The 24,486-nt window shown below is 64.9% G+C and carries 19 protein-coding genes; 5 read left to right on the forward strand and 14 right to left on the reverse strand.

The features are described 5' to 3' along the window. The first annotated feature begins 163 nt into the window (after nucleotides 1-163). Genes ptsP through NGJ21_RS18170 form a run of 3 tightly spaced genes read left to right on the forward strand, consistent with a single transcriptional unit; the run spans nucleotide 164 to nucleotide 5,700 of the window. Complete coding sequence (gene ptsP, locus NGJ21_RS18160; protein ID WP_251962470.1) at nucleotides 164-3,016, forward strand: phosphoenolpyruvate--protein phosphotransferase; 2,853 nt, start codon at nucleotides 164-166, stop codon at nucleotides 3,014-3,016. Further along, nucleotides 3,017-3,964 carry a 1-phosphofructokinase gene (gene pfkB, locus NGJ21_RS18165; RefSeq protein WP_125923409.1) on the forward strand — a complete coding sequence of 316 codons (948 nt, stop codon included), beginning with the start codon at nucleotides 3,017-3,019 and terminating at the stop codon, nucleotides 3,962-3,964. After that, entirely contained in the window at nucleotides 3,961-5,700 is a 1,740-nt protein-coding gene (locus tag NGJ21_RS18170) for a PTS fructose-like transporter subunit IIB (RefSeq protein WP_115273890.1), read from the forward strand. Before pfkB ends, NGJ21_RS18170 begins: the two co-directional genes overlap by 4 nt. 119 nt (nucleotides 5,701-5,819) lie before the next feature. Here NGJ21_RS18170 and NGJ21_RS18175 read toward each other — a convergent pair whose 3' ends face one another. Next, entirely contained in the window at nucleotides 5,820-6,041 is a 222-nt protein-coding gene (locus tag NGJ21_RS18175; RefSeq protein WP_012316204.1) for a DUF3820 family protein, read from the reverse strand. 200 nt (nucleotides 6,042-6,241) lie between these two features. Between NGJ21_RS18175 and NGJ21_RS18180 the strand changes: the two genes are divergently transcribed. Next, entirely contained in the window at nucleotides 6,242-6,718 is a 477-nt protein-coding gene (locus NGJ21_RS18180) for a ferritin-like domain-containing protein (RefSeq protein ID WP_046784517.1), read from the forward strand. On the opposite strand, the gene NGJ21_RS18185 is transcribed toward NGJ21_RS18180, so the two are convergent. The 7 genes from NGJ21_RS18185 to NGJ21_RS18215 all read right to left on the reverse strand — a co-directional run bounded on the left by NGJ21_RS18185 (nucleotide 6,715) and on the right by NGJ21_RS18215 (nucleotide 16,602). Beyond that, nucleotides 6,715-8,211 carry a GGDEF domain-containing protein gene (locus NGJ21_RS18185; protein ID WP_115273892.1) on the reverse strand — a complete coding sequence of 499 codons (1,497 nt, stop codon included), beginning with the start codon at nucleotides 8,209-8,211 and terminating at the stop codon, nucleotides 6,715-6,717. The two genes, NGJ21_RS18180 and NGJ21_RS18185, sit on opposite strands and share 4 nt — an antisense overlap. A gap of 175 nt (nucleotides 8,212-8,386) precedes the next feature. Continuing rightward, a complete protein-coding gene (locus NGJ21_RS18190) occupies nucleotides 8,387-9,721 on the reverse strand; it encodes an OprD family porin (protein WP_115273893.1) in 1,335 nt (444 codons plus the stop codon). Nucleotides 9,722-9,925: 204 nt separating this feature from the next. Continuing rightward, nucleotides 9,926-10,147 carry a hypothetical protein gene (locus NGJ21_RS18195; protein WP_115273894.1) on the reverse strand — a complete coding sequence of 74 codons (222 nt, stop codon included), beginning with the start codon at nucleotides 10,145-10,147 and terminating at the stop codon, nucleotides 9,926-9,928. Nucleotides 10,148-10,278: 131 nt separating this feature from the next. Beyond that, complete coding sequence (locus NGJ21_RS18200; RefSeq protein ID WP_251962471.1) at nucleotides 10,279-11,691, reverse strand: heavy metal sensor histidine kinase; 1,413 nt, start codon at nucleotides 11,689-11,691, stop codon at nucleotides 10,279-10,281. Further along, nucleotides 11,666-12,340: a heavy metal response regulator transcription factor gene (locus NGJ21_RS18205; RefSeq protein ID WP_012316198.1), complete on the reverse strand. Its 675-nt coding sequence runs from the start codon at nucleotides 12,338-12,340 to the stop codon at nucleotides 11,666-11,668. The genes NGJ21_RS18200 and NGJ21_RS18205 overlap by 26 nt, the downstream gene beginning before the upstream one ends. Before the next feature lie 9 nt (nucleotides 12,341-12,349). Continuing rightward, nucleotides 12,350-15,442, reverse strand: coding sequence for a multidrug efflux RND transporter permease subunit (locus NGJ21_RS18210; protein WP_251962472.1), 3,093 nt, complete (start codon nucleotides 15,440-15,442; stop codon nucleotides 12,350-12,352). Continuing rightward, the gene (locus NGJ21_RS18215; RefSeq protein ID WP_046784511.1) at nucleotides 15,439-16,602 is read right to left on the reverse strand and encodes an efflux RND transporter periplasmic adaptor subunit; all 1,164 of its coding nucleotides are present in this window, start codon (nucleotides 16,600-16,602) and stop codon (nucleotides 15,439-15,441) included. Before NGJ21_RS18215 ends, NGJ21_RS18210 begins: the two co-directional genes overlap by 4 nt. 479 nt (nucleotides 16,603-17,081) lie before the next feature. Between NGJ21_RS18215 and NGJ21_RS18220 the strand changes: the two genes are divergently transcribed. Then, nucleotides 17,082-17,354 carry a hypothetical protein gene (locus NGJ21_RS18220; protein WP_237859876.1) on the forward strand — a complete coding sequence of 91 codons (273 nt, stop codon included), beginning with the start codon at nucleotides 17,082-17,084 and terminating at the stop codon, nucleotides 17,352-17,354. Between the two features lie 82 nt (nucleotides 17,355-17,436). On the opposite strand, the gene NGJ21_RS18225 is transcribed toward NGJ21_RS18220, so the two are convergent. The 6 genes from NGJ21_RS18225 to NGJ21_RS18250 all read right to left on the reverse strand — a co-directional run bounded on the left by NGJ21_RS18225 (nucleotide 17,437) and on the right by NGJ21_RS18250 (nucleotide 24,439). Continuing rightward, nucleotides 17,437-18,171 carry a YkgJ family cysteine cluster protein gene (locus NGJ21_RS18225; RefSeq protein WP_115273898.1) on the reverse strand — a complete coding sequence of 245 codons (735 nt, stop codon included), beginning with the start codon at nucleotides 18,169-18,171 and terminating at the stop codon, nucleotides 17,437-17,439. Continuing rightward, complete coding sequence (locus NGJ21_RS18230; protein WP_046784509.1) at nucleotides 18,168-18,479, reverse strand: hypothetical protein; 312 nt, start codon at nucleotides 18,477-18,479, stop codon at nucleotides 18,168-18,170. The genes NGJ21_RS18225 and NGJ21_RS18230 overlap by 4 nt, the downstream gene beginning before the upstream one ends. A gap of 97 nt (nucleotides 18,480-18,576) precedes the next feature. Next, nucleotides 18,577-19,476, reverse strand: coding sequence for a chemotaxis protein (locus NGJ21_RS18235; protein ID WP_046784508.1), 900 nt, complete (start codon nucleotides 19,474-19,476; stop codon nucleotides 18,577-18,579). Nucleotides 19,477-19,659: 183 nt separating this feature from the next. Then, nucleotides 19,660-20,844 (reverse strand): HlyD family type I secretion periplasmic adaptor subunit, encoded by a 1,185-nt coding sequence (locus NGJ21_RS18240; protein ID WP_046784507.1) that lies wholly within the window; start codon nucleotides 20,842-20,844, stop codon nucleotides 19,660-19,662. After that, entirely contained in the window at nucleotides 20,841-23,009 is a 2,169-nt protein-coding gene (locus NGJ21_RS18245) for a type I secretion system permease/ATPase (protein ID WP_115273900.1), read from the reverse strand. The genes NGJ21_RS18240 and NGJ21_RS18245 overlap by 4 nt, the downstream gene beginning before the upstream one ends. Then, nucleotides 23,006-24,439, reverse strand: a complete 1,434-nt coding sequence (locus NGJ21_RS18250; protein WP_174141575.1) for a TolC family outer membrane protein — start codon at nucleotides 24,437-24,439, stop codon at nucleotides 23,006-23,008. Before NGJ21_RS18250 ends, NGJ21_RS18245 begins: the two co-directional genes overlap by 4 nt. Nucleotides 24,440-24,486 lie beyond the last annotated feature (47 nt).

A 24,486-nucleotide genomic window follows, 5' to 3' on the forward strand; every position in this document is an offset into this window, starting at 1 on the left:
GAGTAACGTGGCCGCTTGGTCAGATTAAACGTTTCAGCTACTAATTTTTCTGCCTTCCCTGCCGCTCGTGCAAGGCCGTTGACTGGCTGAATACGTGAATTTCACAACAATACCTCAGTACCCGGTGCAAAAGTGCGCGCAGGGGCTGCAAAAGGAGAAGGTCATGCTCGAGCTCGCCAAAGAGCAGATAGCCATGGGCCAGACGGCCGTCGACAAAGGCCAGGCTCTGCGCCTGCTGGCGGATCGACTGGTCGCTGACGGCCTGGTCGCCGAAGGGTACCTGCAGGGCCTGCAGGCGCGCGAAGCGCAAGGTTCTACATTCCTCGGCCAAGGCATCGCCATCCCCCACGGCACGCCGCAGACCCGCGACCTGGTGTATGCCACTGGCGTGCGTTTGCTGCAGTTTCCTGAAGGCGTGGACTGGGGGGACGGCCAGATCGTCTACCTGGCCATCGGCATTGCCGCACGCTCCGACGAGCACTTGCGTTTGCTGCAGTTGCTGACCCGTGCCCTGGGCGAGACCGACCTGGCCGAAGCCCTGCGCCGTGCCAGTTCCGCCGAAGCGCTGCTCAAGCTGCTGCAGGGCGCACCCCAGGCGCTGGCGCTGGATGCGCAACTGGTCAGCTTGAACCTGCCCGCCGAAGACTTCGACGAGTTGGCCTGGCGCGGTGCCCGCCTGTTGCAGCGTGCCGGGTGTGTCGACAATGGTTTTGCCGCGGTGCTGCAGCAGGCCGAGCCCTTGCCCCTGGGCGAGGGGCTCTGGTGGCTGCACAGCGAGCGGCAGGTACGTCAGCCAGGCTTGGCCTTCGTCACCCCGCAGCAGCCGCTGCGCTACCGCGACCAGCCACTCAATGGCCTGTTTTGCCTGGCCAGCCTCGGCGCTGCCCACCAGGCGCTGCTCGAGCGCCTGTGCGAGGTACTGATCGAGGGGCGCGGGCAAACGCTTTACCAGGCCACCAGCAGCCGCGCGGTACTTGAGGTGCTGGGTGGTGAGACCGCTCCCGACTGGCCCAGCGCTCGTTTCGTGCTGGCCAACCCACATGGCCTGCACGCCCGCCCGGCAAAAATCCTGGCGCAGTTGGCCAAGGGTTTTGAGGGCGAAATCCGCCTGCGTGTGCTGGACAGCGCGCAACCTGCGGTTTCGGTCAAGAGCCTGAGCAAGCTGCTCAGCCTTGGCGCACGCCGTGGTCAGGAACTGGAGCTGCTGGCCGAGCCGTCCATTGCCGGTGATGCCTTGCCGGTACTGCTGGCGGCAATCGAGCAGGGCTTGGGTGAGGACGTTGAGCCATTGCCGAAAACTGCGGCTGCGGTGAACCCAGCGCCCGTCGAGGTCTTGCAGGCGCCGGCTGCCGGTAGCCGTATACAGGCCGTGGCTGCAGCCCCCGGCATTGCCAGTGGGCCCGCCCATGTCTGCGTCGAGCGTGACATCGATTATCCGCTGCGTGGCGAATCGCCAGCGCAGGAGCGGGTCAAGCTGCGCCGGGCAATGGAGGCGGTGAACGCCGAGCTGCAGGCCTTGGTGCAGCGCAGCGACAAGGCCGTCGGCGAGATCTTCGTCACCCATCAGGAAATGCTCGCCGACCCTGCACTGGCCGACGATGTCGAACTGCGTCTGGCCCAGGGTGAAAGCGCCGCCGCCGCGTGGATGGCCGTGATCGAAGCGGCGGCCCGCCAACAAGAGGCGCTGCATGATGCGCTGCTCGCCGAGCGTGCTGCCGACCTGCGCGATATCGGCCGCCGGGTGCTGGCGCAGTTGTGCGGTGTGCAGACGCAGGCCGAGCCTGAGCAACCTTACGTGCTGGTGATGGGCGAAGTCGGCCCTTCTGATGTGGCCCGCCTGGACCCGGCGCGGGTTGCCGGTATCGTCACCGCCCATGGCGGCGCAACCGCTCACAGCGCGATCGTTGCGCGGGCCTTGGGCATCCCGGCGGTGGTCGGCGCGGGGGCGGCGATTCTGCTGCTTGAACCAGGTACGCCGCTGTTGCTCGATGGCCAGCGCGGCGTAGTCAGCGTCGCCCCGCCAGCCGATGAGTTGCAACGTGCGCTGGCCGAGCGTGACCTGCGCGAGCAGCGCCTGCAAGCAGCCTGGGCCAACCGTCATGAGCCAGCGGTAACCCGCGATGGCCATGCCGTCGAAGTATTCGCCAACATCGGCCAGAGCGGCGGCATCGACAAGGTGGTGGAGCAGGGCGCCGAAGGTATCGGCCTGCTGCGCACCGAGCTGATCTTCATGGCCCACTCGCAGGTGCCGGATGTCGCCACCCAGGAAGCCGAATACCGCCGTGTGCTCGATGGGCTGGGCGGGCGGCCACTGGTAGTGCGCACCCTCGATGTGGGCGGTGACAAACCGTTGCCCTACTGGCCGATCGCTGCCGAGGAAAACCCCTTCCTCGGTGTGCGGGGCGTGCGCCTGACCTTGCAGCGCCCGCAGATCATGGAAGACCAGCTCCGGGCCCTGCTGCGCGCCGCGGATCAGCGCCCGTTGCGCATCATGTTCCCGATGGTCGGCCAGGTGCATGAGTGGCGGGAGGCGAGGGCGATGGTCGAGCGCCTGCGCGAGGAAATTCCGGTAGCCGACCTGCAACTGGGCATCATGGTCGAAGTGCCGTCCGCCGCTTTGCTGGCGCCACAATTGGCCCGCGAAGTGGACTTTTTCAGTATCGGCACCAACGACCTGACCCAGTACACCTTGGCCATCGACCGTGGCCACCCCAGCCTTTCGGCCCAGGCCGACGGCCTGCACCCGGCCGTGCTGAGCCTGATCGACATGACCGTGCGCGCTGCCCATGCCGAGGGCAAGTGGGTAGGGGTGTGCGGTGAACTGGCCGCCGACCCGCAGGCGGTGGCGGTGCTGCTGGGCCTGGACGTGGACGAACTGAGCGTGGCCGCCCGCAGCGTTGCCGAAGTCAAGGCCCTGGTTCGCCAGGCCGATCATCAGACGGCCCGCGCCCTGGCGCGCGAGGCCCTGCAACAAGACAGCGCCGCAGCGGTTCGCGCGCTGGTGGAGCGTTACTGAATGGCCAAGATCCTTACCCTGACCCTGAACCCGGCGCTGGACATCACCGTCAGCCTCGATGCCCTGCGCCCCGGGCACGTCAACCGTGCCCAGGACCAGCACAGCCATGCCGCCGGCAAAGGGCTGAACGTGGCCCAGGTACTGGCCGACCTGGGGCACAGCGTGACCGTCGGTGGTTTCCTTGGCCAGGGCAACCTGCAACCGTTCGAGGCGTTGATCGAATGGCGCGGCTTTGCCGATTGCTTCGTGCGTGTACCGGGTGAGACGCGCAGCAACCTCAAACTGGTCGAGGCTGATGGCCGGGTGACCGACATCAATGGCCAAGGCCCCCAGGTCGATGAGGCCGCATGTGAGGCCCTGATGCGCCTGCTTGAACAGGTCGCCCCCGGGCATGACGCCGTGGTGGTGGCTGGGAGCCTGCCACGCGGTATCAGCCCTGACTGGTTCGCCCGGTTGCTCGAACAGCTCAAGGGCCAAGGCCTGAAGGTTGCCCTGGACAGCAGCGGTGCTGCCCTGCGCGCAGGCCTGCAGAGCGCCCCCTGGCTGGTCAAGCCGAACACCGAAGAGCTGGGCGAAGTGCTTGGCCTTGACGTGCACAGCGCCGCCGAACAGCAGGCTGCCGCCCAGCGACTGCTGGCCACGGGTATCGAGCACGTGGTGGTGTCGGCGGGGGAGCAGGGCGTCAGCTGGTTTACAGCTGGCCACGCGCTGCACGCCCAGCCGCCGCAGGTGCAGGTTGCCAGCACGGTGGGCGCGGGCGACTCGCTGGTGGCGGGCATGGTGCACGGCCTGCTGCTGGCTGAAGCGCCTGCGCAGACCCTGCGCCGCGCCACGGCCATCGCCGCCCAGGCCGTGACCCAGGTCGGTTTCGGTATCCGTGACCGCGAGCAACTGGCGCGCCTGGAGGCCGCCGTGCAACTGACAGAACAACAAGAGGCTCGCCGATGAACATTGCCATTGTCACCGCCTGCCCCAACGGCCAGGTGTCCAGCGTGCTGAGCGCGCGCCTGCTGGCCGCTGCCGCCCAGCGCCGCGGCTGGAAAACCTGCGTGGAAGTGCAGGATGCCGAGCATCCCGACCGCCAGCTGAGCGCCGCGCAGATCGCTGATGCCGACTGGGTGCTGGTTGTCAGCACTGGGCCGGTTGACCTGGCCCGCTTCGCGGGCAAGCGTTTGTTCCAGAGCACACCGGCGCAAGCGCTGGCCGACCGTGAAGGTTTCCTCGACGAGGCGGCCGCAAATGCCCAGGTACAGGCCGATACTCATCAAGCCGAACAGCCCCTGGCCACTGCTGCGGCCAAGCTCGTCGCGGTAACCGCCTGCCCGACTGGCGTGGCGCACACGTTCATGGCAGCCGAAGCGTTGCAGCAGGCCGCGCAACAGCTTGGCTATCAACTGACGGTAGAAACCCAAGGCTCGGTCGGCGCTCGCAACCCGCTGTCGGCCCAGGCCATCGCCGAAGCCGACGTGGTGCTGCTGGCCGCCGATATCGAAGTGCCCACGGCCCGTTTTGCCGGCAAACGGATCTACCGTTGCGGTACCGGCATCGCCCTCAAGCAAGCCCGCGCCACGCTGGACAAGGCCCTGGCCGAGGCCAAGGTGGAAAGCGCAGGTGACGCTGCAGCCGCTTCAAGTGCCGGCAAGGCCGAGAAAACCGGTGTTTATAAACACTTGCTGACCGGTGTTTCTTTCATGCTGCCGATGGTGGTGGCAGGCGGCTTGCTGATCGCCCTGTCGTTCGTTTTCGGCATCGAAGCCTACAAGGAACCGGGCACGCTGCCGGCTGCATTGATGCAGATCGGCGGCGAGGCCGCATTCAAGCTGATGGTGCCGTTGCTGGCGGGGTATATCGCCTGGTCCATTGCCGACCGCCCGGGCCTGGCGCCCGGCATGATCGGCGGCCTGCTGGCCAGCACCCTGGGGGCCGGTTTCATCGGCGGTATCGTCGCCGGCTTCCTCGCCGGTTACAGCGCCAAAGCCATTGCGCGTTGGGCACGCCTGCCGAGCAGCCTCGATGCGCTCAAACCGATCCTGATCATTCCGCTGCTGGCGAGCCTGTTCACAGGCCTGGTGATGATCTACGTGGTCGGCCAACCGGTGGCCGCCATGCTCGAGGGCCTGACCCAGTTTCTCGACAGCATGGGCACCACCAACGCCATCCTCCTCGGGCTGCTGCTCGGCGGCATGATGTGCATCGACCTGGGCGGGCCGATCAACAAGGCGGCCTATGCCTTTTCGGTAGGGCTGCTGGCGTCCTCGAGCTACGCGCCGATGGCGGCGACCATGGCGGCCGGCATGGTGCCGCCGATCGGCCTCGGTATCGCCACGTTCCTGGCCCGGCGCAAGTTCGCCCAGAGCGAGCGCGAGGCCGGCAAGGCCGCTCTGGTGCTGGGTTTGTGCTTCATTTCCGAAGGCGCCATCCCGTTCGCCGCCAAAGACCCGCTGCGGGTCATCCCGGCAAGTATCGCCGGCGGCGCATTGACCGGCGCGCTGTCGATGTATTTCGGTTGCAAGCTGATGGCGCCCCATGGCGGGCTGTTCGTGCTGCTGATTCCCAATGCGATCAACCATGCGCTGCTGTACCTGCTGGCCATTGTCGCGGGTAGCCTGCTGACGGCGGTGGTGTATGCGCTGATCAAGAAGAGCGAGCGGGTGGAAATGGTCGTGGCGCCGGCCAAGGGCTAGGGCGTTCGATCATCGCTGGCCTCATCGCGGGCAAGTAGGCTTCCCCAGGTGCCCCACGGCTCTCAAGGCCGTGGGTGTACCTGGGGAAGCCGGCTTGCCGGCGATAGTCCGCAACAGGCTCAGCGCCGATGCTTTTGCCGCAACGGCACCAGCAGATCCCCCAGGCCGTTGTGATCGACCTCGTGCATCAACGCCAGCAACCCACCCAGCTCACCCGCCGGAAACCCCTTGCGCGCGAACCATGCCAGGTAGTCACCCGGCAGGTCGGCAATGATCCGGCCTTGGTATTTGCCGAAGGGCATGGTGCGGATTACCAGCAGTTCAAGGGTTTCCGGTTTCATCGGCAGTGCCTGGCAGTGGAAGTGCGCCGACCATACTGCAATCTGCACGAGCGCCCAAGCGGCAATCATGCATAACGCCGTTTTCCAGCGAGGCGGTATTTTTTTAACCTATTGCTTTTAAAGTAATTTTATTCAATGGAAAGCTTGGCACGAAGGCTGCTCCTGTTTACATGACTATTACCTGCCAAGGAGTTTCAGCCATGAGCGACCTCAACAAAGACGTAATCGACGTGCTCAACAACCTGATCGAGTACAGCAAGGACGGCGAGAAAGGGTTCAAGGAGTCGGCCGATGATGTGAAAAACCCGGAGCTCAAAGCGTTCTTCGTCCAGCGCGCTGGCGAATGCGCCAATGCAGCAGGCGAACTGCAGAGTGAAGTGCGTCGCCTGGGTGGCGACCCGGAAACCTCCACCAGCGTCAGCGGCGACCTGCACCGCGGCTGGGTAAACCTCAAGTCGATGGTTACCGGTAAGGATGAGGAGGCCGTGCTCAACGAAGTAGAGCGCGGTGAAGACCACGCCCTCAAAGCCTACAAGGAAGCGCGTGAGAAGCTGGTCAAGCTGGGCCGCTCCGTCAGTGATTCGAGCTATATGCTCGTGGAAAAGCAACTGCAGGGCGTACAGCGTAACCACGACCAAGTGAAGGCACTGCGCAACGCCGCACGCGCCCGCTCCTAATCCGCAGGGCCCTCTACCCGGTTTCGGCCTTTGGCCTTGGCCCGGTAGAGCGCCTCATCCGCGGCACCCAGCATGGTCGCGAGGTCTTGTTGGGTGCCGGGGGTGTGTACGCTGATGCCGATGCTCACCGTCACCGCGTGTACATCATCGGCAAAAGGTGCCAACGCCTCGACATGCGACCGGATCCTCTCTGCCAGCAAACGGGCACCGGCCAGTTCGGTTTCCGGCAAAACCACCTGAAACTCCTCCCCCCCATACCGCGCCGCCAGGTCTGCCGGGCGTCGTATGCACTGTTCGATCGTCTTGGCCACTTCACGTAAGGCGTGATCGCCTCCTGCGTGACCATGGCGTTGGTTGAATGCCTTGAAGTGATCCACATCCACCATCAGCACGGCCAACGGCTTACGGTTGCGCTGGGCGCGCGCCCACTCCTGGCGTAACACCTGATCCAGCCGGCGACGGTTGGCCAGGCCCGTCAGGCTATCCGTGGCTGCCAGTCTGGCCAGACCCTGTTCCGCCTCATGCCTGCGGCGCAATTCGCGGCCCAGCAACAGGGTGAGCCAGAGAATGCCGATGCACAGCACGCCTGTGGCAATACTGACCACCAACGCCGTGCGGCGCCATGACTGGAACACCTCATCGGCAGAATGCACCACCAGTATGATCAACGGCAGGTCGGCGACCCGGGCGAAGGTGTACATGCGCTGGGTGCCATAGATGCTGGAGCGGGCTGTAAAGCTGCCGCTGCGCTCGCCCAGGATGCGTTTGAAGTTGGGGCGGTCGGCGAAGCTGGTGCCGACCAACGGGTCCTGATCGCGGCGCGGCTGGCGGGCGAGCAACTGGCCGTCGACGTTGAGCAGGTTGATGCTGCTTTCATGGCCGATATCAAGGCGCTGGAACAGTTCACTGAAATAGGAGAGGCGCAGGGCTCCGGCGGCTACCCCGGCAAAGCTGCCATCGGCTGCGGAGATGCGCCGGCTGAAACTGATGCACCAGTCGAGGTCGCCGAGCCGTGCCTTGAACGGCGGGCTGATCAACAAGCCCAGGCCAGGGTCGCGGCGATGGGCCCGGAAGTCGAAGGTGTCGGCGAAATTGGCCTGGCGCGGGGTGACGCTGGTGGAGTCGCCCACGACGTCGCCATTGGCATCGAGCCAGAGAATATCGCCGCGCACAGGGGCCGCGAACGTCTGGTTGAAAAGGATCTGCTGGCGCAGGTTGGGGGCGACCTGCAGCAGTTCGGGATGCTGCACGGCCCAGATCAGCCCGCGCAGGGACTGGTCGTAAAGTTCGACGTTGCGCAGGATGTCGCTTTCGATCAGCTGGACGATATTGCTGGAGGAGCGGATGGCCGATTGCTCGACACTCTCGCGCTCGCGCCCCAACAGATAACTGACGATGCCCACGATAGCGAGCACGGCGATGCAACTGCCCAGATTGAGGATCAGCTCGGGGTGCGACCTGTAGAGTGCGAGACGCGGTAATCGAGTGGGCATGCGCGCTACTGCTGAGGCAGGGCCGGTTGCGGCGGGCGACATTCTAGGGAAGTGATGATTGTCGGACAAGATTTGTCCGACGGAATCATGCATTGGGCTGCTGTGCAGCCCAATGCTGGCAAGCCAGCGCCTACCGGTCTGCACACACCGTGTGGGGCTGACTTGCGGTCCCAGGTCAGAACACGTTCAACGGATAATCGACGATCACCCGCAATTCGTCGTTATCGCTGTTGTTGTCGATCGACGCATACCCCTGGCTGCCGCGGTGTACGGCATAGCGCACCAGCACCGACAGGTCCTTGAAGTCGCCTTCCTGGAACACGTACTTCACGTCCAGGTCACGTTCCCAGTGCTGGGCGTTCTTGCCATCGGCGCGGTAGTAGTCGTAGTGGGTGTTGTTCTGGTCAGCCTTGGTCAGGTCCGCCTCGCCACGCGAGTACGACACGGTGGTGCTCAGCCCTGGCATGCCGAGCCCGGCGAAGTCATAGCCGTACTGCAGCTTCCACGAACGCTCGTTGGGTGCGTTGAAGTCCGAGTACATGCGCGAGTTGTCCAGGTACACGCTGTCGCCCAGGTTGATGTAGTCGAACGGCGTGTCGCCATTGACCCGCTGGTAGGCGGCGGTAACGCTGTGGTAGCCGGCGTTGACGGTGAAGTGCACGCTGTAGGTGTTGTTGTCGATCTTGCCCAGCAGCGCCTGGCCGGTGTCTTGGGTGTGATAGAAGTGCACGCCCGGGTTGAGGCTGACCAGGTCGTTGACCACGTAGGTGTAGTCGAAATCAGCGTAGTACTGGTTCCAGATGTCCTTGAGCTCGGCGGCGTAAAGGTTGGCAGTGATGTTCTCGGTGCCGCTCCACGACGCACCAGCCCAGTTCAGATGCTTGCTTTTGTCGTGCTCATCCAGCGAGCCGTAGTAGGTGTCGATACGGCGGTGGCCGCTCTGGTTGTACGGCTTGGTGAAGCTGACCTGGCCACCTTCGAGCAGTAGGCCGTCGATGCTGGTGTTGGTCAGGCTGACGCCACGGAAGGTCTGCGGCAGCATGCGGGTTTCGCCGCCGGCGATTACCGGGTTGGTAAGGAACAGGTCACCGGCCTTGAGTTCGGTGTCGAAGGCCTTGAGCTTGACCGCCGCGCCTGCGGTGGAGAACGAGTGCGGGGCTGCGCCCAGTTCGCCGTTGTCCTTCACGTGTTCGGGCAGGATGCTGGTGCCGGCATGGCCGCCACCGCCATCGAGCTTCAAGCCCAGCATGGCGTGCGCATCGAGGCCAAAGCCGATTACGCCTGGCGTGTAGCCCGACTCGAAGCGGGCAACTGCGCCTTGGCCCCACTCGCGGGTGTCGCGCACGCCGCTGTTGTGGTTGTCGCGGTTGAAGTAGGCGTTACGAAAATGCAGGTTGAAGGACGAGCCTTCGATGAAGCCATCAGCCTTGTCTTCATCTGCCTGGGCGGCGAAAGGCATCGTTGCGGTCAATGCAATGAACAGCGGGGTAACACGAAACGCGGAAGGCACCGGTACTAGCTCCTTTGGTCTGACGGTGGGGCAGTTTTTATTTTTGAATGTGCAACTTTCTTGTTAGAGAAATAACGGCCGGGCTGATCGTCAAAGCACATAAAAAAAGCCGCTGATCGGCAGCGGCTTTAAAAGGCTAACATATCGGCACCGGCGGTGCCCATGGTGTAGCCGGGGGGAAACGGGAGCGGCATCGTTGCGCGATCAGCTCTCGGCATTGGCGTCGAGGGAAACCTTGGAAGCTGTCTGTTCTGCATCTTTGCCTGCGTCGGCCTTGTGCGCTACGGCCTCGCGGGCTTCCTGGTGAACAGCTGCAAGCTCTGCATTACGGGCGACGAAAGCCGGGGATTCTTCGGCCATGGCCAGGGGCGACAACAACAGGGAAGACAGAACGAAAACGCTGGCAATACCCATACTGTTGGACATGTTGAAACTACCTTCTTGCGGTGCAAGTGCTAATGGAGACAGGGCTAAAGTTAGTCTCTTCATTGCCTTGGAAACAGCACCGGGCGCGATAAGCACTGTTGCGCAAAAGGTAACTATCCCTGCGAAAAACACTAGATCTTCGCCGCAAACCCCTGCAGTTGAGCGTTTGGCAGGCGAATGCCGAAGGTGTTGGCACCCGCCTCGCTGCGCACAAAAACCTCGCCCCCATGCATCAGCGCAATCGCCTTGACGATGGCCAACCCCAACCCGTGATTGCCCCCGCCACTGTTGCTGCGCGCCGCATCCACCCGGTAGAACCGCTCGAACAGCAGAGGCAGGTGATCATCGTCGATAGCCGGCCCTGGGTTGCTCACGGCAATGCTGACCTGCTCCGGCCCGGCATCGATATGCACGCGGATCACTTGGTGCGGCGCGGTGTGCTGCACGGCATTGTTCAGCAGGTTGATCAACGCGCGGCGCAGCTGGGCTTTTTCGATGGGGGCCTGGGCATCGCCGCTGACAGTGACGCTGACCTGGGCGTCTTCGAGGATGTAGTCGAGGTAATCGAGGGTGGTGGCCACTTCGTCGGCCAGCGATACCTGGGTCAGGGCGGTGGCCTTGCTGCCCTGGTCGGCGCTGGCGAGGAACAGCATGTCGTTGATGATGCTGCGCAGGCGTTCAAGTTCTTCCAGGTTCGATTGCAGCACCTCGAAGTAGTGTTCGGCGCTGCGCCCTCGGGTGAGGGCGACCTGGGTCTGGCCGATCAGGTTGGTCAGCGGCGAGCGCAGTTCGTGGGCAACGTCGGCGTTGAACGCTTCCAGCTGCGAATAGGCCTGGCTGACCCGGTCGAGCGCCGCGTTGAAAGCGCCTGCGAATTGCGCCAGTTCCGGGGCCAGGTTGACGGTTTGCAGGCGGCCATCCAGGCGCGGGGGGGCCAAGGCCTGCGCCTCGTTGGACAGCGCCAGCAGCGGGCGCAGGCCAATGCGCGCCACCCAGTAGCCGAGCACCGAGGCCAGCAGCACTCCGAGCACCGCCAGCCCGACGATGGCCACCAGCAGGCTGTGCTGGGCCTGCCAGAAGGTCTCGGTATCGATGGCGATCAGAAAGCGCAGTGGCGGGCGAGCGGCCAGGGCCGGCAACTCGCTGACCAGCACCTTGTAAGGGTAGGGCCGGTCAGGCAGGCGCAGGTCGCGCATCCCTTCTGGGCCCTCGGCGAATGCGCGTACCCTTTCGCTGGGGTGGCCATATTCGAACGCCGGGTCGCTGCCGACCACCCAGAAGCGGATGCGTTTGTCTTCCTCGGTGAGCAGGTTGAGCTTGTTGCTGATCTTTGCCCAATGCTCCGGTGTGCCGAAGCGGTTGAGGGTGGATTCCAGCACGCTGAAGCGGGCGTCCAGTTCGGCCGCCGGCAGCATGTCCAGGCTGTGGTCGACCTGGCGGTACAGTGCCGAACCGATCAACAGGAACACGCCCATCGCCACCAGGATGAACAGCGCCGACAGGCGCAGTGCGATGGAGTTAACCGGCACGGTTTTCCAGGACATAGCCCATGCCTCGGATGGTATGCAGCAGCTTGTTGTCGAATGGCCCGTCGAGCTTGGCGCGCAGGCGCTTGATGGCCACTTCGACGACATTGGCATCGCTGTCGAAGTTGATGTCCCAGACCAGCTCGGCGATGGCGGTCTTGGAGAGGATTTCGCCCTGGCGCCTGGCCAGCACGCTGAGCAGCGAGAACTCCTTGGCGGTCAGGTCCAGGCGTTGGCCGCCGCGGCTGGCCTTGCGCGCCATCAGGTCGATCCACAGGTCGCCGACCTGCACCTGCAGCGGCTCGTGGCTGCCACTGCGCCGGGTCAGGGCCTGCAGGCGGGCGACCAGTTCAAGGAAGGAGAACGGCTTGCCAAGGTAATCGTCGGCACCTTCGCGCAGGCCGTGGATGCGGTCCTCGACACGCTCGCGGGCGGTGAGCATGATCACCGGCGTCTGCTTGCGCGCACGCAAGGCACGCAGCACGCCATAGCCATCCAGGCCCGGCAGCATCACATCGAGCACGATCACCGCATAGTCACCTTCAAGCGCCAGGTGCAGGCCGTCGATGCCGTCCCGTGCCAGGTCGACAGTAAAGCCTTGCTCGCTCAGGCCGCGATGCAGGTAGTCAGCGGTTTTCTCTTCGTCTTCGATGATCAGCACACGCATGGTCTTGTCTCAGTGGGTACTCGGCACGACCGCACTGGCGGCCTGGCGGCGATGGAACAGGCGCTCCAGGGCCAAGTATATGACCGGGGTGGTGAACAGCGTCAGGGCCTGGCTGACCAGCAGGCCGCCGACCACAGCGATACCCAGCGGCTGGCGCAACTCGGCACCGGCGCCAAAGCCGAACATCAGCGGCACCGCGCCGAGCAGGGCGGCCAGGGTGGTCATGATGATCGGCCGAAAGCGCGTCAGGCAGGCCTGGTGAATCGCCTGCTCGGGCGTCAGGCCATGGCGGCGCTGGGCTTCCAGGGCGAAATCGATGAGCAGGATGCCGTTCTTCTTGACGATGCCGATCAGCAGCACCACGCCGATCAGGCCCATGATGCTGAAGTCCTTGCCCATGGCCCACAGCAGTAGCAACGCGCCCAGGCCCGCCGAAGGCAGGGTCGAGATGATGGTCAGCGGGTGCACCAGGCTCTCGTAGAGCACCCCAAGGATGATGTACACCGCCACCAGTGCGGCGAGGATCAGCCACGGCTGGCTCGACAGCGAACTCTGGAAGGCCTGCGCCGCGCCCTGGAAGTTGCCGCTGATCGAGTCGGGCATGCCCAGTTCGCGCTGGGTGCGTTCCAGGATCGCCACCGCATCGCCCAAGGCCACGCCGGGGGCCAGGTTGAACGACAGGTTGGCGGCCGGGAACAGGCCATCATGGCTGATCGACAGCGGCCCGGTGCTGGGCGCGGCGACATGCGCCAAGACTGATAGCGGCACCATTTCGTTGCTCAGGGGCGAGCGCAGGTAGAAGAAATTCAGGCTTTCGGCCTTGCCGCGTTGTTGCGCGTCCAGTTCCAGGATCACCTTGTACTGGTTGGTCTCGGTCTGGAATTCGCTGATCTGCCGCTGGCCGAACGCATCGTACAGCGCCTGGTCGACGTCGGTGGTGGTCAGGCCGAAACGGGCCGCAGCCTGGCGGTCGATGTCGATGCGGGTAACGCTGGCGCCCAGTTGCAGGTCGTTGGACAGGTCGCGCAACGCCGGGTTTTCGCGCAGGCGCTCGGTCAGGCGTTGGGTCCACAGGTTGAGGGCGACGCCGTCGTTACTTTTGAGCACGTACTGGTACTGGGTACGTGACGGGCCGGAGCTGAGGTTGATGTCCTGGCCGGCCCGCATGTACAGCACCACGCCTGGCACCTGCGCGAGTTGCGGGCGCAGCCGGTCGATCAGCTCGCTGGCTGAAACATCGCGCTCGCCGCGGGGCTTGAGGGCGATCCAGAAACGGCCGTTGGCGATGGTCTGGTTGCTGCCGGTAACCCCTACCGAATGGGAGAAGGCCCTCACGGCGGGGTCGGCTTCGATGATTTTCGCCAGTGCCAGGTGCTTGTCGATCATCGACGGGTATGACACATCCGCTGCTGCTTCAGTGGTGCCGAGAATGAAACCGGTGTCCTGCAGGGGGAAGAAACCCTTGGGGATGGCCACGTAGCCGACCACCGCCAGGGCCAGGGTCAGGCCGAACACGCCGAGGGTCAGGCGCTGATGGGCCAGCGCCCGGTCCAGGCCCTTTTCGTACCACTTCAGCAGCCGGTCCCCGAAGCCGCCGTGATGTTCCGTGGGCGGGCGACGCATGAACAGCGCGCACAGGGTCGGCGCCAGGGTCAGCGACACCACCACCGAAATCAGAATGGTTGCTGTCGCGGTCAGGGCGAACTCCTTGAACAGCCGGCCCACCACGCCGCCCATGAACAGCAGCGGAATGAACGCGGCAACCAGCGAGAAGCTGATCGACACCACGGTGAAGCCGATTTCGCCTGCCCCTTTGAGCGCCGCCGTGCGGCTGTCTTCGCCGGCTTCCAGATGGCGGTGGATGTTTTCCACCACCACGATCGCGTCGTCCACCACAAAGCCGACAGCAATGACGATGGCCACCAGGGTCAGGTTATTGAGGCTGAAACCGAACACGTACATCAGCGCGCAGGTGGCGATCAGCGATACGCCCAGCACACTGGACACCACCAGGGTGGCCGACCATTGGCGCAGGAACAGCGCCATCACCCCGATCACCAGGGCCACGGCGATGATCAGGGTCAGTTCCACCTCATGCAGCGACGCGCGGATGGTCTGGGTACGGTCCTGCAGCACCGACACCTCGACCGAGGCCGGCAGCATCTCCTGCAGCTTGGGCAGGGCACCGAGCACGCGGTCCACGGTGTCGACGATGTTGGCGCCAGGCTGGCGGAACACCACAAGGTTCAGGCCCGGCTGGTTGCCGGACCAGGCTTTGACGTAGGCATTCTCGGCGCCGTTGATCACCTTGGCCACGTCCTGCAGGTGCACGGGGGCGCCGTCGCGGTAAGAGACAATCAGCCTGGCGTAGTCCTCGGGGTGGAACAGTTGGTCGTTGGCGGCGATGGTCGACACGCTGTGCTCGCCATACAGGGCGCCCTTTGCCAGGTTCAGGCTGGTCTGCTGGATGGCCTGGCGCAGGTCGGCGAGCGTAAGGCCCATGGCGGCGAGCTTTTCCGGCTGCGCCTGCACACGGATGGCCGGGCGCAACTGGCCGGTGATGTTGATCAGGCCGACCCCTTCGATCTGGCTCAACTGGCGCGCCAGCAAGGTTTCGGCATAGTCGCTGAGGTCGTTGCCGGGCATCTGTGCGGAGCTGACGGTGAGCACCAGTACCGGGCTGTCTGCCGGGTTGACCTTGCGCCAGGTCGGCGGGTTGGGCAGGTCCTGGGGCAGGCGTGAGGTAGCCGTGTTGATGGCCGCCTGGACCTCCTGGGCTGCGGTGTCGATGTTCTTGTCCAGGGTGAACTGCAGGATCAGGGTGGTCGAGCCCAGTGCGCTGCTGCTGGTCATCTGGGCCATGCCGGGGATGGCGCTGAACTGCACCTCCAGCGGCGTGGCCACCGAAGAGGCCATGGTTTCCGGGCTGGCCCCAGGCAGTTGCGCGGAGACCTGGATGGTCGGGAAGTCGGCTTCCGGCAAGGGCGCCACGGGCAAGCGGGTAAAGGCGATGACACCCAACAGCACCAGCGCGAAAGCCAGCAGCAGCGTGGCGATGGGGTGGTCGATGCACCAGGCCGACACGCTGTTGCGGCTATTCATGGCTGGCTCCGGCGGCCGGCCATTTCCGACGGCGGCGGTGCGTTGGGGGTGACCTCCACGCGCGAGCCGGGCTTGAGCCGCGACTGGCCATCGAGCACCAGACGCTCGCCCGGTTTGACCCCGGCAATGATGTTCAGCCCACTGTCCTGGTACAGCACCTTGACCGGCACACTGGTGACCTGGTCACCGTCCAGGCGATAGACGAAGTGGCCGTCGACGCCGCGCTGCACCACTGGCGGCGGCACCACCAGGGCATTCTCCTGGACGGCAGTGCGCAAGCGGATGGTCACCAGTTGCCCCGGCCACAGCCGGCCGTCCTTGTTGTCGAACTCGGCCTTGACCCGCACCGTGCCGGTGTTGGCCGAAATCTGGTTGTCGATCAGGGCCAGGTGGCCTTCACCCAGCAGGTTGCTTTCGCCATCGGCGTCCATGTAGGCCTGCACCAATGCGGGCGTGGGCGCCTTCAGCAGGCCCTGCAGGGTTGGCAGCATCTGTTGCGGCAGGGAGAACTCGACCGCGATGGGGTCGATCTGGGTCACGCTGAACAGGCCCTGGGTATCGCTGGCGCGCACCAGGTTGCCGGGGTCGATGTTGCGGATGCCGACACGCCCGGTGACGGGGGAGCGAATCTGCGTGTAGGAGAGCTGGACTTCGGCATTGGCGATGGCGGCCTGGTTGCCTTTTACGGTGGCTTGCAGCTGATTGACCAGCGCCTGTTGCTGGTCGAGGGTCTGCTTGGACACGCCGTCATCGCTGCTGAGCAGGCGGTAGCGCTTGAGGTCGACGCCGGCCACCTGGATTTGAGCCTGGCTCTGGCCGAGCTGGGCGCGGGCCTGGTCGAGGCTGGCGCGGATGCTGCGATCGTCCAGGGTGGCCAGCAGGTCGCCTTGCTTGACCCACTGGCCCTCTTTGACCAGTACCCGGGTCAGCACCCCTTCGACCTGCGGTTTTATTTCGACGCTGTGCAGCGACAGCACGGAGCCGATGGCGCTGGCGTAGCGCGGCACGTCCTGCTGGGCAACGCTGACCACGCGCACCGGAACGGCGCTTTGGGCGCGCGCAACCGGCGCCTCCTGGCGCTGGCCATACCAGATGCCCAGTGCTGCAAGGGCGAGCAGGGCGGTGGCGGCCAGCAGGAGAGGGCGGGTAGGACGTCGCATCGGCGCGGGCACCTTGGCCAAGAGGAGGGGGCGGTTATTGAAGCTTATAGCGCTGTGACCGGGTCGGCAGCGTGACAGCTGGCTGACAGCGCTGACAGGTTGGGGGCAGTTGGCAGCCCTACCGCGACCCTGACCGATTCATACCTCTGCTCCCCTTGATCCGTAAGAAGATTCTGAATCTGAAACCAGATGCTTCAAGAGCGAAGCCATGACGAATTATCCTACGCCCTCTGTCGGATGGCGTCTGATAGGCGGGGAACTGTTTCAGCGATAACTTCACGGTTCGCCACAACGGCGAGCGGCCGTGAGAAGCCGCAGCTGTATCCAGGATGCCATTTTTCATGGCAGCCGTGCGTGTGCGGGCTTCGGTCCGGGCCGCGGTTCCTGGACGCGGTCTTCTCACCTCGCGTACGGCTGCCACCCAATCCGTGAGAAGAACAAGGTGGTCGCTTTCCAATAGCATCTTCAGGAAAGTCATCATGAAAAAAATCGTTCCCGATCCACCGGACTCATTCCCGATCCCTTACATCACAATCATCGCCGACCTCTCCCCCGAAGACGCCAGGTCTCACGCTGCTGCGCTGATGGACTGCCTCTGCAAAACCAGCCAGCTCTACCTCGACACCGAAGCCGAAGACCATCGCTACGCGCTGGAGGGCAACATGATCGCAGGCAGTGCGGCACGCATTCTCAGTGCCATGGCCAAAGCACTGATCAACGACATGGAAATGGGCATGAACCGCAGCGCTTGAGCGGTTGTGGGGCCGCTTTGCGGCCCATCGCCGGCAAGCCCGGCTCCCACAGGGAGATCGCCGGGATTTGGTGCTGGCTTTGCTAGAAACCGATGAAGGCGTAGTACTGCGAAGGCGTGTCGCCAGCCTGCAAGCCCTGCGCCTGCAGGCTGGCCAGCAGGGTGGTGTCCTGCACGTGCAGCGCCCACGGCGCATGGTGCGGTGCCGGTACATCCGCCAGCGCCGCCGCCAAGGCGCCCATGTCTGGAAGGTAGGCCGTGAAGCCATTGCCCTTGAGCGCGCTGATGGTCATGCCCAAGGCCTGACACACAGCAACCTTGGCCGCGATGTCATCACGATCTGCCTGCCGGGACGCCTGCACGAGTGCCAGCAGCGCCGGGTCCACCGGTAACGAGCCATGAATCAGCTCAGGCCCTTGCTCCCAAGCCTCGGGCGGGCAGTCCTTGTTCTCTGGCCTCAGTGGAATGTGCGGGTTGATTTCCACCGGGTAGATGCGGCAGACCAGCGGCCGGCTCTCGTAGATGGTGCACAGGTCGTTTTCGTCCAGGTTGCGGCAGCGCCCGGGGTTGAACGCGGCAAAGGTCACCGAAACCCGTACCTCGCTGTCACCGCAAGGCACCGGGTGCGAGCGGCGCAGCACATGCTCACGCTGGTCTGCCGGCATCCCCGGGCCATCCTCCACAAAGGCTTCGATCAGCACCACCACCTGGCCGCCGGATGCCGCCCACTGGCGCGACTCGGCCAGGGTCAGTGGCACATGGTGGCCGGTGCAGCACTTGCCGCAGCCGGTACAGGCAAAACGCAGGGAGTCGTTCACGTGGCGTCTGGGTTCCATTCGCTGACGAAGGCCCGCTGGTGCTGGCGGTCGTACAAGCACAGCTCGGAGCCGGTGCGTTGCTGCATGTGCTTTTGTGGATACACCCCTTCGATGACCAGGGCGCTGAAGCCGACCTGGTCATCGAACTCCGCAGGTTTGCCGCGGGCATGGGCGTCCTTGAACTGGCTGGCGGCCAGGCAGGCCTTGAGCATCTGCTGGCGTTGTTCGTTCCAGGCCTGGCTGCTGGAGGCCTGGGCAACACCGCTGAAAAGGGCGCAGGCGATCAGAAGAGAGCTGAAAAACTTCATACGCAATACCGTGAAACGTTCGAGGGGGGCGAAGTATGACCGAGGCATCCCCGGCAACAGGCCAGGGAGTTTGTCGCTGAATATGACAGCACGGCCTTCATCGCTCTGCAAACACTACCGTACGCGCCGCCACCACCAGGCAATCGGTCAGCTCCGGTGAGGAGAACTTGGTCAGGATGGCATTGGCCCCCGCCAACCTGGCCTTCTCGGCACTCATCGCGCTGTCCAGCGAGGTGTGCAGCAGCACGTAGAGGTGCTGGAAGTCCGGGGTTTCGCGCAGGGTGCGGGTGAAGGCATAGCCGTCCATCTCCGACATCTCGATGTCGGACACGATGATGTTGATCTCCTGCGCGGTGCCCTGCAGCTCCAGCAGCACGTTGATTGCATCCTTGGCGCTGCGTGCGGTGTGGCAGTCGATGCCCAGGTTACGCAGGGTGTGCACCGACTGTTGCAGCGCCACCTGGCTATCGTCCACCACCAGGATGTTGGCGGCGGCCAACAGGCTGGCGTCTTCTTCGTTCAGCTTGCCCGGCGCGGGCTCCGGCTCCGGCGGGGCGATGGCATGGATCACCTTTTCGATGTCCAGCACCTGCACCAAGGTATTGTCGACACGGGTCACGCCGGTGATGAACGAGCGGGTGCCCGAGCCATAGGGTGGCGGCCTGATGTCGGTGCTCAGGCAGTGGATGATGCGGCTCACTGCCTGCACATGCAGGCCCTGGCGCGAGCGGCTGATCTCGGTGACGATCAGGCAGCCACCGTCCGGGTCGGCCAGCGGGCGTTCACCGATGGCCCGCGACAGGTCGATCACCGACAGCGGGTTGCCGCGCAGGGTCGCCACGCCTTTCACGTGGGGGTGCGATTCGGGCAACCTGGTCAGCGGTGGGCAAGGGATGATCTCGCTGACCTTGAGCAGGTTGATTGCCATCAGTTTGCCGCTGCGCAGGGTGAACAGCAGCAGGGACAACGCGTCCGCGCGGGCATTTTGCGTGGCCATGGTGACCTTCATGGAAGACAGGGGATAACCGGTTATCGGCCTGTTCGGGCTGGGCTTTAACTTGACGGCAGCCTTTGCTGGCCCTATCGCCGGCAAGCCGGCTCCTACAGGGTCACCAGTGCGCCAACGGCTTGTGCAGTTTCTGTGGGAGCCGGCTTGCCGGCGATGGCCGCGCAGCGGCCCTTAGCGCTCGCGCAAGGCCTCCTTGGCCCGGTTAAGCGGCTTGATCAGGTAATCGAGAATGGTTTTTTCGCCCGTGCGGATATCCACCGTGGCAATCATCCCCGGCACGATCGCAAAGCGCTTGCCGGCTTTGTTCTGCAGGCTGTCCTGCTCGGTACGGATGAACACCCGGTAGTAATAGATTTCCGGTTTTACCTCATCCTGCAGGGTATCCGGCGAGATGCCCACCACCTTGCCCTCCAGCCCGCCATACACCGAATAGTCATAGGCACTGATCTTCACCTTGGCCGCCTGGTCGGGGTGGATGAAGGCGATGTCCCGGGGGGCGATGCGCGTCTCGATCAGCAAGCGTTCATCCATCGGCACGATCTTCATCACCTGCCCACCGGGCTGTACCACCCCGCCCAGGGTGTTGACCTCGATGTCCTTGACGATGCCGCGCACCGGCGAGCGTAAGGTCAGGCGTGACAGCGAATCGCTGCGCCCGCGGACCACTTCCGAGAGGCTGTCGGCTTCGGCGCTGGCCTTGGCCAGCTCTTCGCGGGCGCGTACCAGGTAATCGGAGCGCGCTTCGTTGGCCTTGAGCTCGAGCTCCGAGCGCTGGCGGTTGAGGCGGATCACCTCGACCCGGCTGGAGGCGCCCATCTTGGCCAGGTTTTCGGTGATCTGCAGTTCGCTGCGCACCAGCCGCAGCGAGTCCTCGATGCCCGCCAGGGTCTGTTCCAGGCCGCGGCGGCGGGTCTGGTACAGCGCGGTTTCGGCGTCGATCAGGTCCGGCGAATCGCGCAGGCTGTCGGGGAAGGCCAGCGGCTTGCCGGTGACCTCGGCGCGCAAGCGCGCAACGCTGGCCGTGGCAGCACGGTACTTGGCCTCGCTTTCACCGACGCTGGAGGCAGTCTTGGTCGGGTCGAGCTGGGCCAGCACCTGGCCGCGCTCGACCAGGTCACCTTCGGCCACGTTCATCTCGGCGACGATGCCGCCTTCGAACGACTGGATCACTTGCTCGCGGGAGCTGGGGATCACTTTGCCGGTGCCGGTGGAGACTTCGGTGACCTCGAACCAGGCGGCCCAGGCCAGGAACGCGGCGAGCATCAGCGCGCACACGGTGATGACGCGGCCTGCGCGCAGCACGGCCTGGTCATCCTGGCCATCCAGGTAGGACGCGGGGAGTTCATGGTTGCTCATGCCTGCGCTCCTTGCAATTTGGCCAGGGCGGCGTCACGGCTGTCGTCGATGACGATGCGCCCGCCATCGAGCACGATGATCCGCTCGACCCGTTGCAGTACGCTCAAACGGTGAGTGGCGATCACCAGGGTGCGGCCTTGGCAGAAACGGTCGAGGTTATCGAGCAGCTTGCGCTCGGTCGTGTCGTCCAGCGAGGCGGTAGGTTCATCCAGCAGCAGTACCTGCGGCTGGCGCACCAGCAGGCGTGCCAGCACCAGTGCCTGGCGTTGCCCGCCGGACAGGCCCAGGCCACCTTCCAGAATCAGGTGGTCCATGCCTTTGGGCAGCCGGCGCACGAAGTCCAGTGCGCCCGTGGCGGCCAGCGCGGCCACCAGTTCCTGGTCACTGGCCTGGCCGGCACCGAGGGTGAGGTTTTCGCGCAGGGTGCCGTGGAACAGCCGCGCATACTGCGCCAGCAAGCCGACGTCACGGCGCAGGTCGGCCGGGTCCAGGTGGGCCAGGGCAATGCCGTCGAGCGTGACCTCGCCTTGCACCAGGTCCATGGCACCGCCCAGCGCCTGCAGCAGGGTCGACTTGCCGGCGCCGTTGCGCCCCAGCACGGCGATGCGCTCGCCCGGCCGGATGTCCAGCTGGCCGATGTTCAGCACCGGTGGTGCCTCGGGGTCGTAGCGGAAGTTGGCCTGACGCAGCCGGTACTCGCCGCGGATGGCCGGCAGGTGCACACGGGCTTCGCCTTCGGGGTGGTCGACCGGTGACTGCATCAGTTTGTCCAGGCCCTGTAGTGCCACCTTGGCTTGCTGCCAGCGGGTCAGCACATGGGTGAGCTGCGCCAGCGGCGCCATCATCCGCGAGGACAGCATCGAGGCGGCCACCAGGCTACCGGTGGTGAGGTCGCCGGCAATCACCATTGGCGCGCCTATGACGATGACCACGGCAAACACCGCGCCTTGCACGTTCTGGGTCCAGGTCACCAGGCCGTTGGTCAGGGTGCGTAGACGCAGGTTGGTGTGTGCGCAGGCTGCGTTGTACTGGTTCCACTGGCGCTCGAAGCGCGCTTCGGCCTGCAGTGCCTTGATTTCGTCCAGGCCCTGGACGCTTTCCACCAGCATGGCGTTGCGCAGTGACGACTCGCGCATCGAGGCATTGGCCAGGCGTGCCAGCCGGCGCTGCGCCAGCAAGCCAGGCAGGAGCATGGCCAGCAGAGCCACCAGCGGGATAAACACCAGCACGCCGCCGATCAGCCAGAACACGAACAGGAACAACAGGAAGAACGGCAGGTCGGCCAGCGCGGTGGCGGTGCTGGAGGTGATCAGGTCGCGGATCGACTCCAGCTCGCGCAACTGCGAAATGAACGAGCCGGTGGACTTCGGCCGTGCCGAGTTGCGCAGGCGCAGGGCATGGCCGTAGACCAGGTCCGACACGCGCAGGTCGGCGCGCTTGCCGAGCAGGTCGGTAACCTTAAGGCGCAGCAGGCGCATGCTGAAGTCGAACACCAGCGCCAGCACCACACCGCCGAACAGCACGTACAGCGTGGGCAGCGATTCGGCGGGGATCACCCGGTCATACACCTGCATCGAGAACAGCACGCCAGCCAGGGCCAACACGTTGGCCACCAGCGAGGCGACCATTACCTGCCCATACGGGCGCAGGTCGCGCAGGACGATGCGGGCGAACCAGTGGCGGTCGTACGGGGCGGTGTAGTCGTCGGTACGCACATCGCGCAACGGCCGTGCCGGGCGCATCAGTGCCACGCGGTTGATGCGCCCTTCGAGCGCTTCGCGGGGCAGGCGCGAGGTCAGGCTCTGGTCGCCGGCGAACACCACGGCCAGCTCGTTGTCCTCGGTCACGGCTTCGACCACAGCCAGTTGGCCATCATCGAGCTCCAGCACCAGTGGTGTACGCCATTGCCGCAGGGCTTTGGCATCGAAACGCACGAAGCGCAGCGACAGGCCGGCCTGGCGCGCCATGTGCCGCAGGATTTCATCCAGCGGCCGGGCATCTTCCACGGCCGCCAGGCGAATGCGCTGGGGGGATACATCCAGCCGGTAGTGGTGGGCGACCTGCAGCATGACTTCAAGCCACGGGCCAAGGTCCGGGCGATGGACGATAGCCTGCTCCGGGTTTTGCTGCTGCGTGGCTTGGCTCAGGTTGACGGTATCGTTCATGGCTCGATCTCCACCCCTTGCAGGTTGCGCCCTTCAAGGCCCAAGGCCATGCGCAGGGCGCCGGTGTTGTACAGGCAGTCGACATCCAGGCGCAGCAGGTCGGAACGGGTACCGGCAAGTTCGAAGCGCGACTGGTAGATTTCCTGCTCGGCATTGAGCAGGTCGAGCAGCGGGCGCGTGCCCAGGTCCAGGTATTGCCGGCCGTAGAGCATGCGTGCTTCCTTGATGCTGGCCTGGCGGGCCTTGAGCGAACTCAGCCGGCGGCCCAGCCCCGAGGTTTGCGCCATGGCTTCGGCCAGCCCTCGGCGGGCCTGCAGGCGTGCAGCGTCTTCGGCGGAATCGGCGGCGGTCAGGGCATGCCCGGCCGCGCGGCTGCGGGCGCTGATGGCGCCGCCTTGGTAGATCGGCACTTCCAGGTTCAGGTAAATGCCCGCCTGGGTGCGGTCGAGGCGGTTGTTGTCGCGGTCGTAGTCGTTGTCCAGGTAGTGGTTGACCTGCGGCTGCAGCGACAGTGTCGGGTAGGCCTCGGCCTTGGCCTGTGCCAGTTCGGCTTTGGATTGCGCGCGCAGGGCCAGGGCCATGAGCACTGCAGGCAGGCGGTCGTCGGCTTGCGGTGGGCGCTTGCAGGCCTGGTTGAGTTCGGGGGGCGTTTCTTCGGCCAGGGCCGGCGGTGCGACGCGGCCGAGCAGGGCGGCGAGGGTCGAGCGCCACCGCTCGTACTGGGCCTGATATTCCTCGAGGGTGGCACGGGCGCCTTCCACCCGGGACTCGGCCTGGACCACGTCGGAGCGCGTGCTGGCGCCCATGTCGCTGCGCTGGCGCGCCATGCCGGCAATATCGCCAACGCCTTTGATCTGCTCGCGGGCAATCACCATGAGCTGCTCGTAACGGCGGGTTTCGATCCAGGCGTAGGCGGTATCGCGGGCCAGGTCGTCGACCACCAGCAGGATGTTGGCCTGGGCGCGGGCGGCGGCAGCGTGGGCCGCGTCGACAGCACTGTCGACCTTGCCGAAATCGTAGAGCATCTGCTTGAGTGACAGGTTCAGCGCCTGGCTGCTGCGGTCTCCGCCATACCCGCTGTCATAGCCGGTGCGGATACCGCCGGAAACCTGTGGGTAGTAACCGGCGCGGGCCACGTTGATACCTTCGCCTTGCTTGTACAGGTTGCCGACGGCTTCAGCGATGCTGGGGTGCCACTGCGCAGCGGCCAGCACCGCCTCGGCCAGCCCGAGCCGGTCGCCATTATTGGCGGCCTGGCCCGCCGGGGGGCGGGCAGGGATGGCATCGGGGGCATCGCGTAGCAGTGACGGCCCGATGGTGCGCAGCGAAGGGTCTATGTCATCGGCTGCCTGGGCAACCGGGTTTGAAATCAGTAACAGGAGCGCGACGGCTCCCGGCAACAGCGGTGACAGCGGACTGCTTCGCTTCACATGATTCCCTTACTGCTGATCGTCCTTGCCGCCGGGCATGGCGCCCG

Origin of the sequence: Pseudomonas sp. Marseille-Q5299, assembly GCF_943737035.1 — a bacterium.
GTDB lineage: Bacteria > Pseudomonadota > Gammaproteobacteria > Pseudomonadales > Pseudomonadaceae > Aquipseudomonas > Aquipseudomonas putida_E.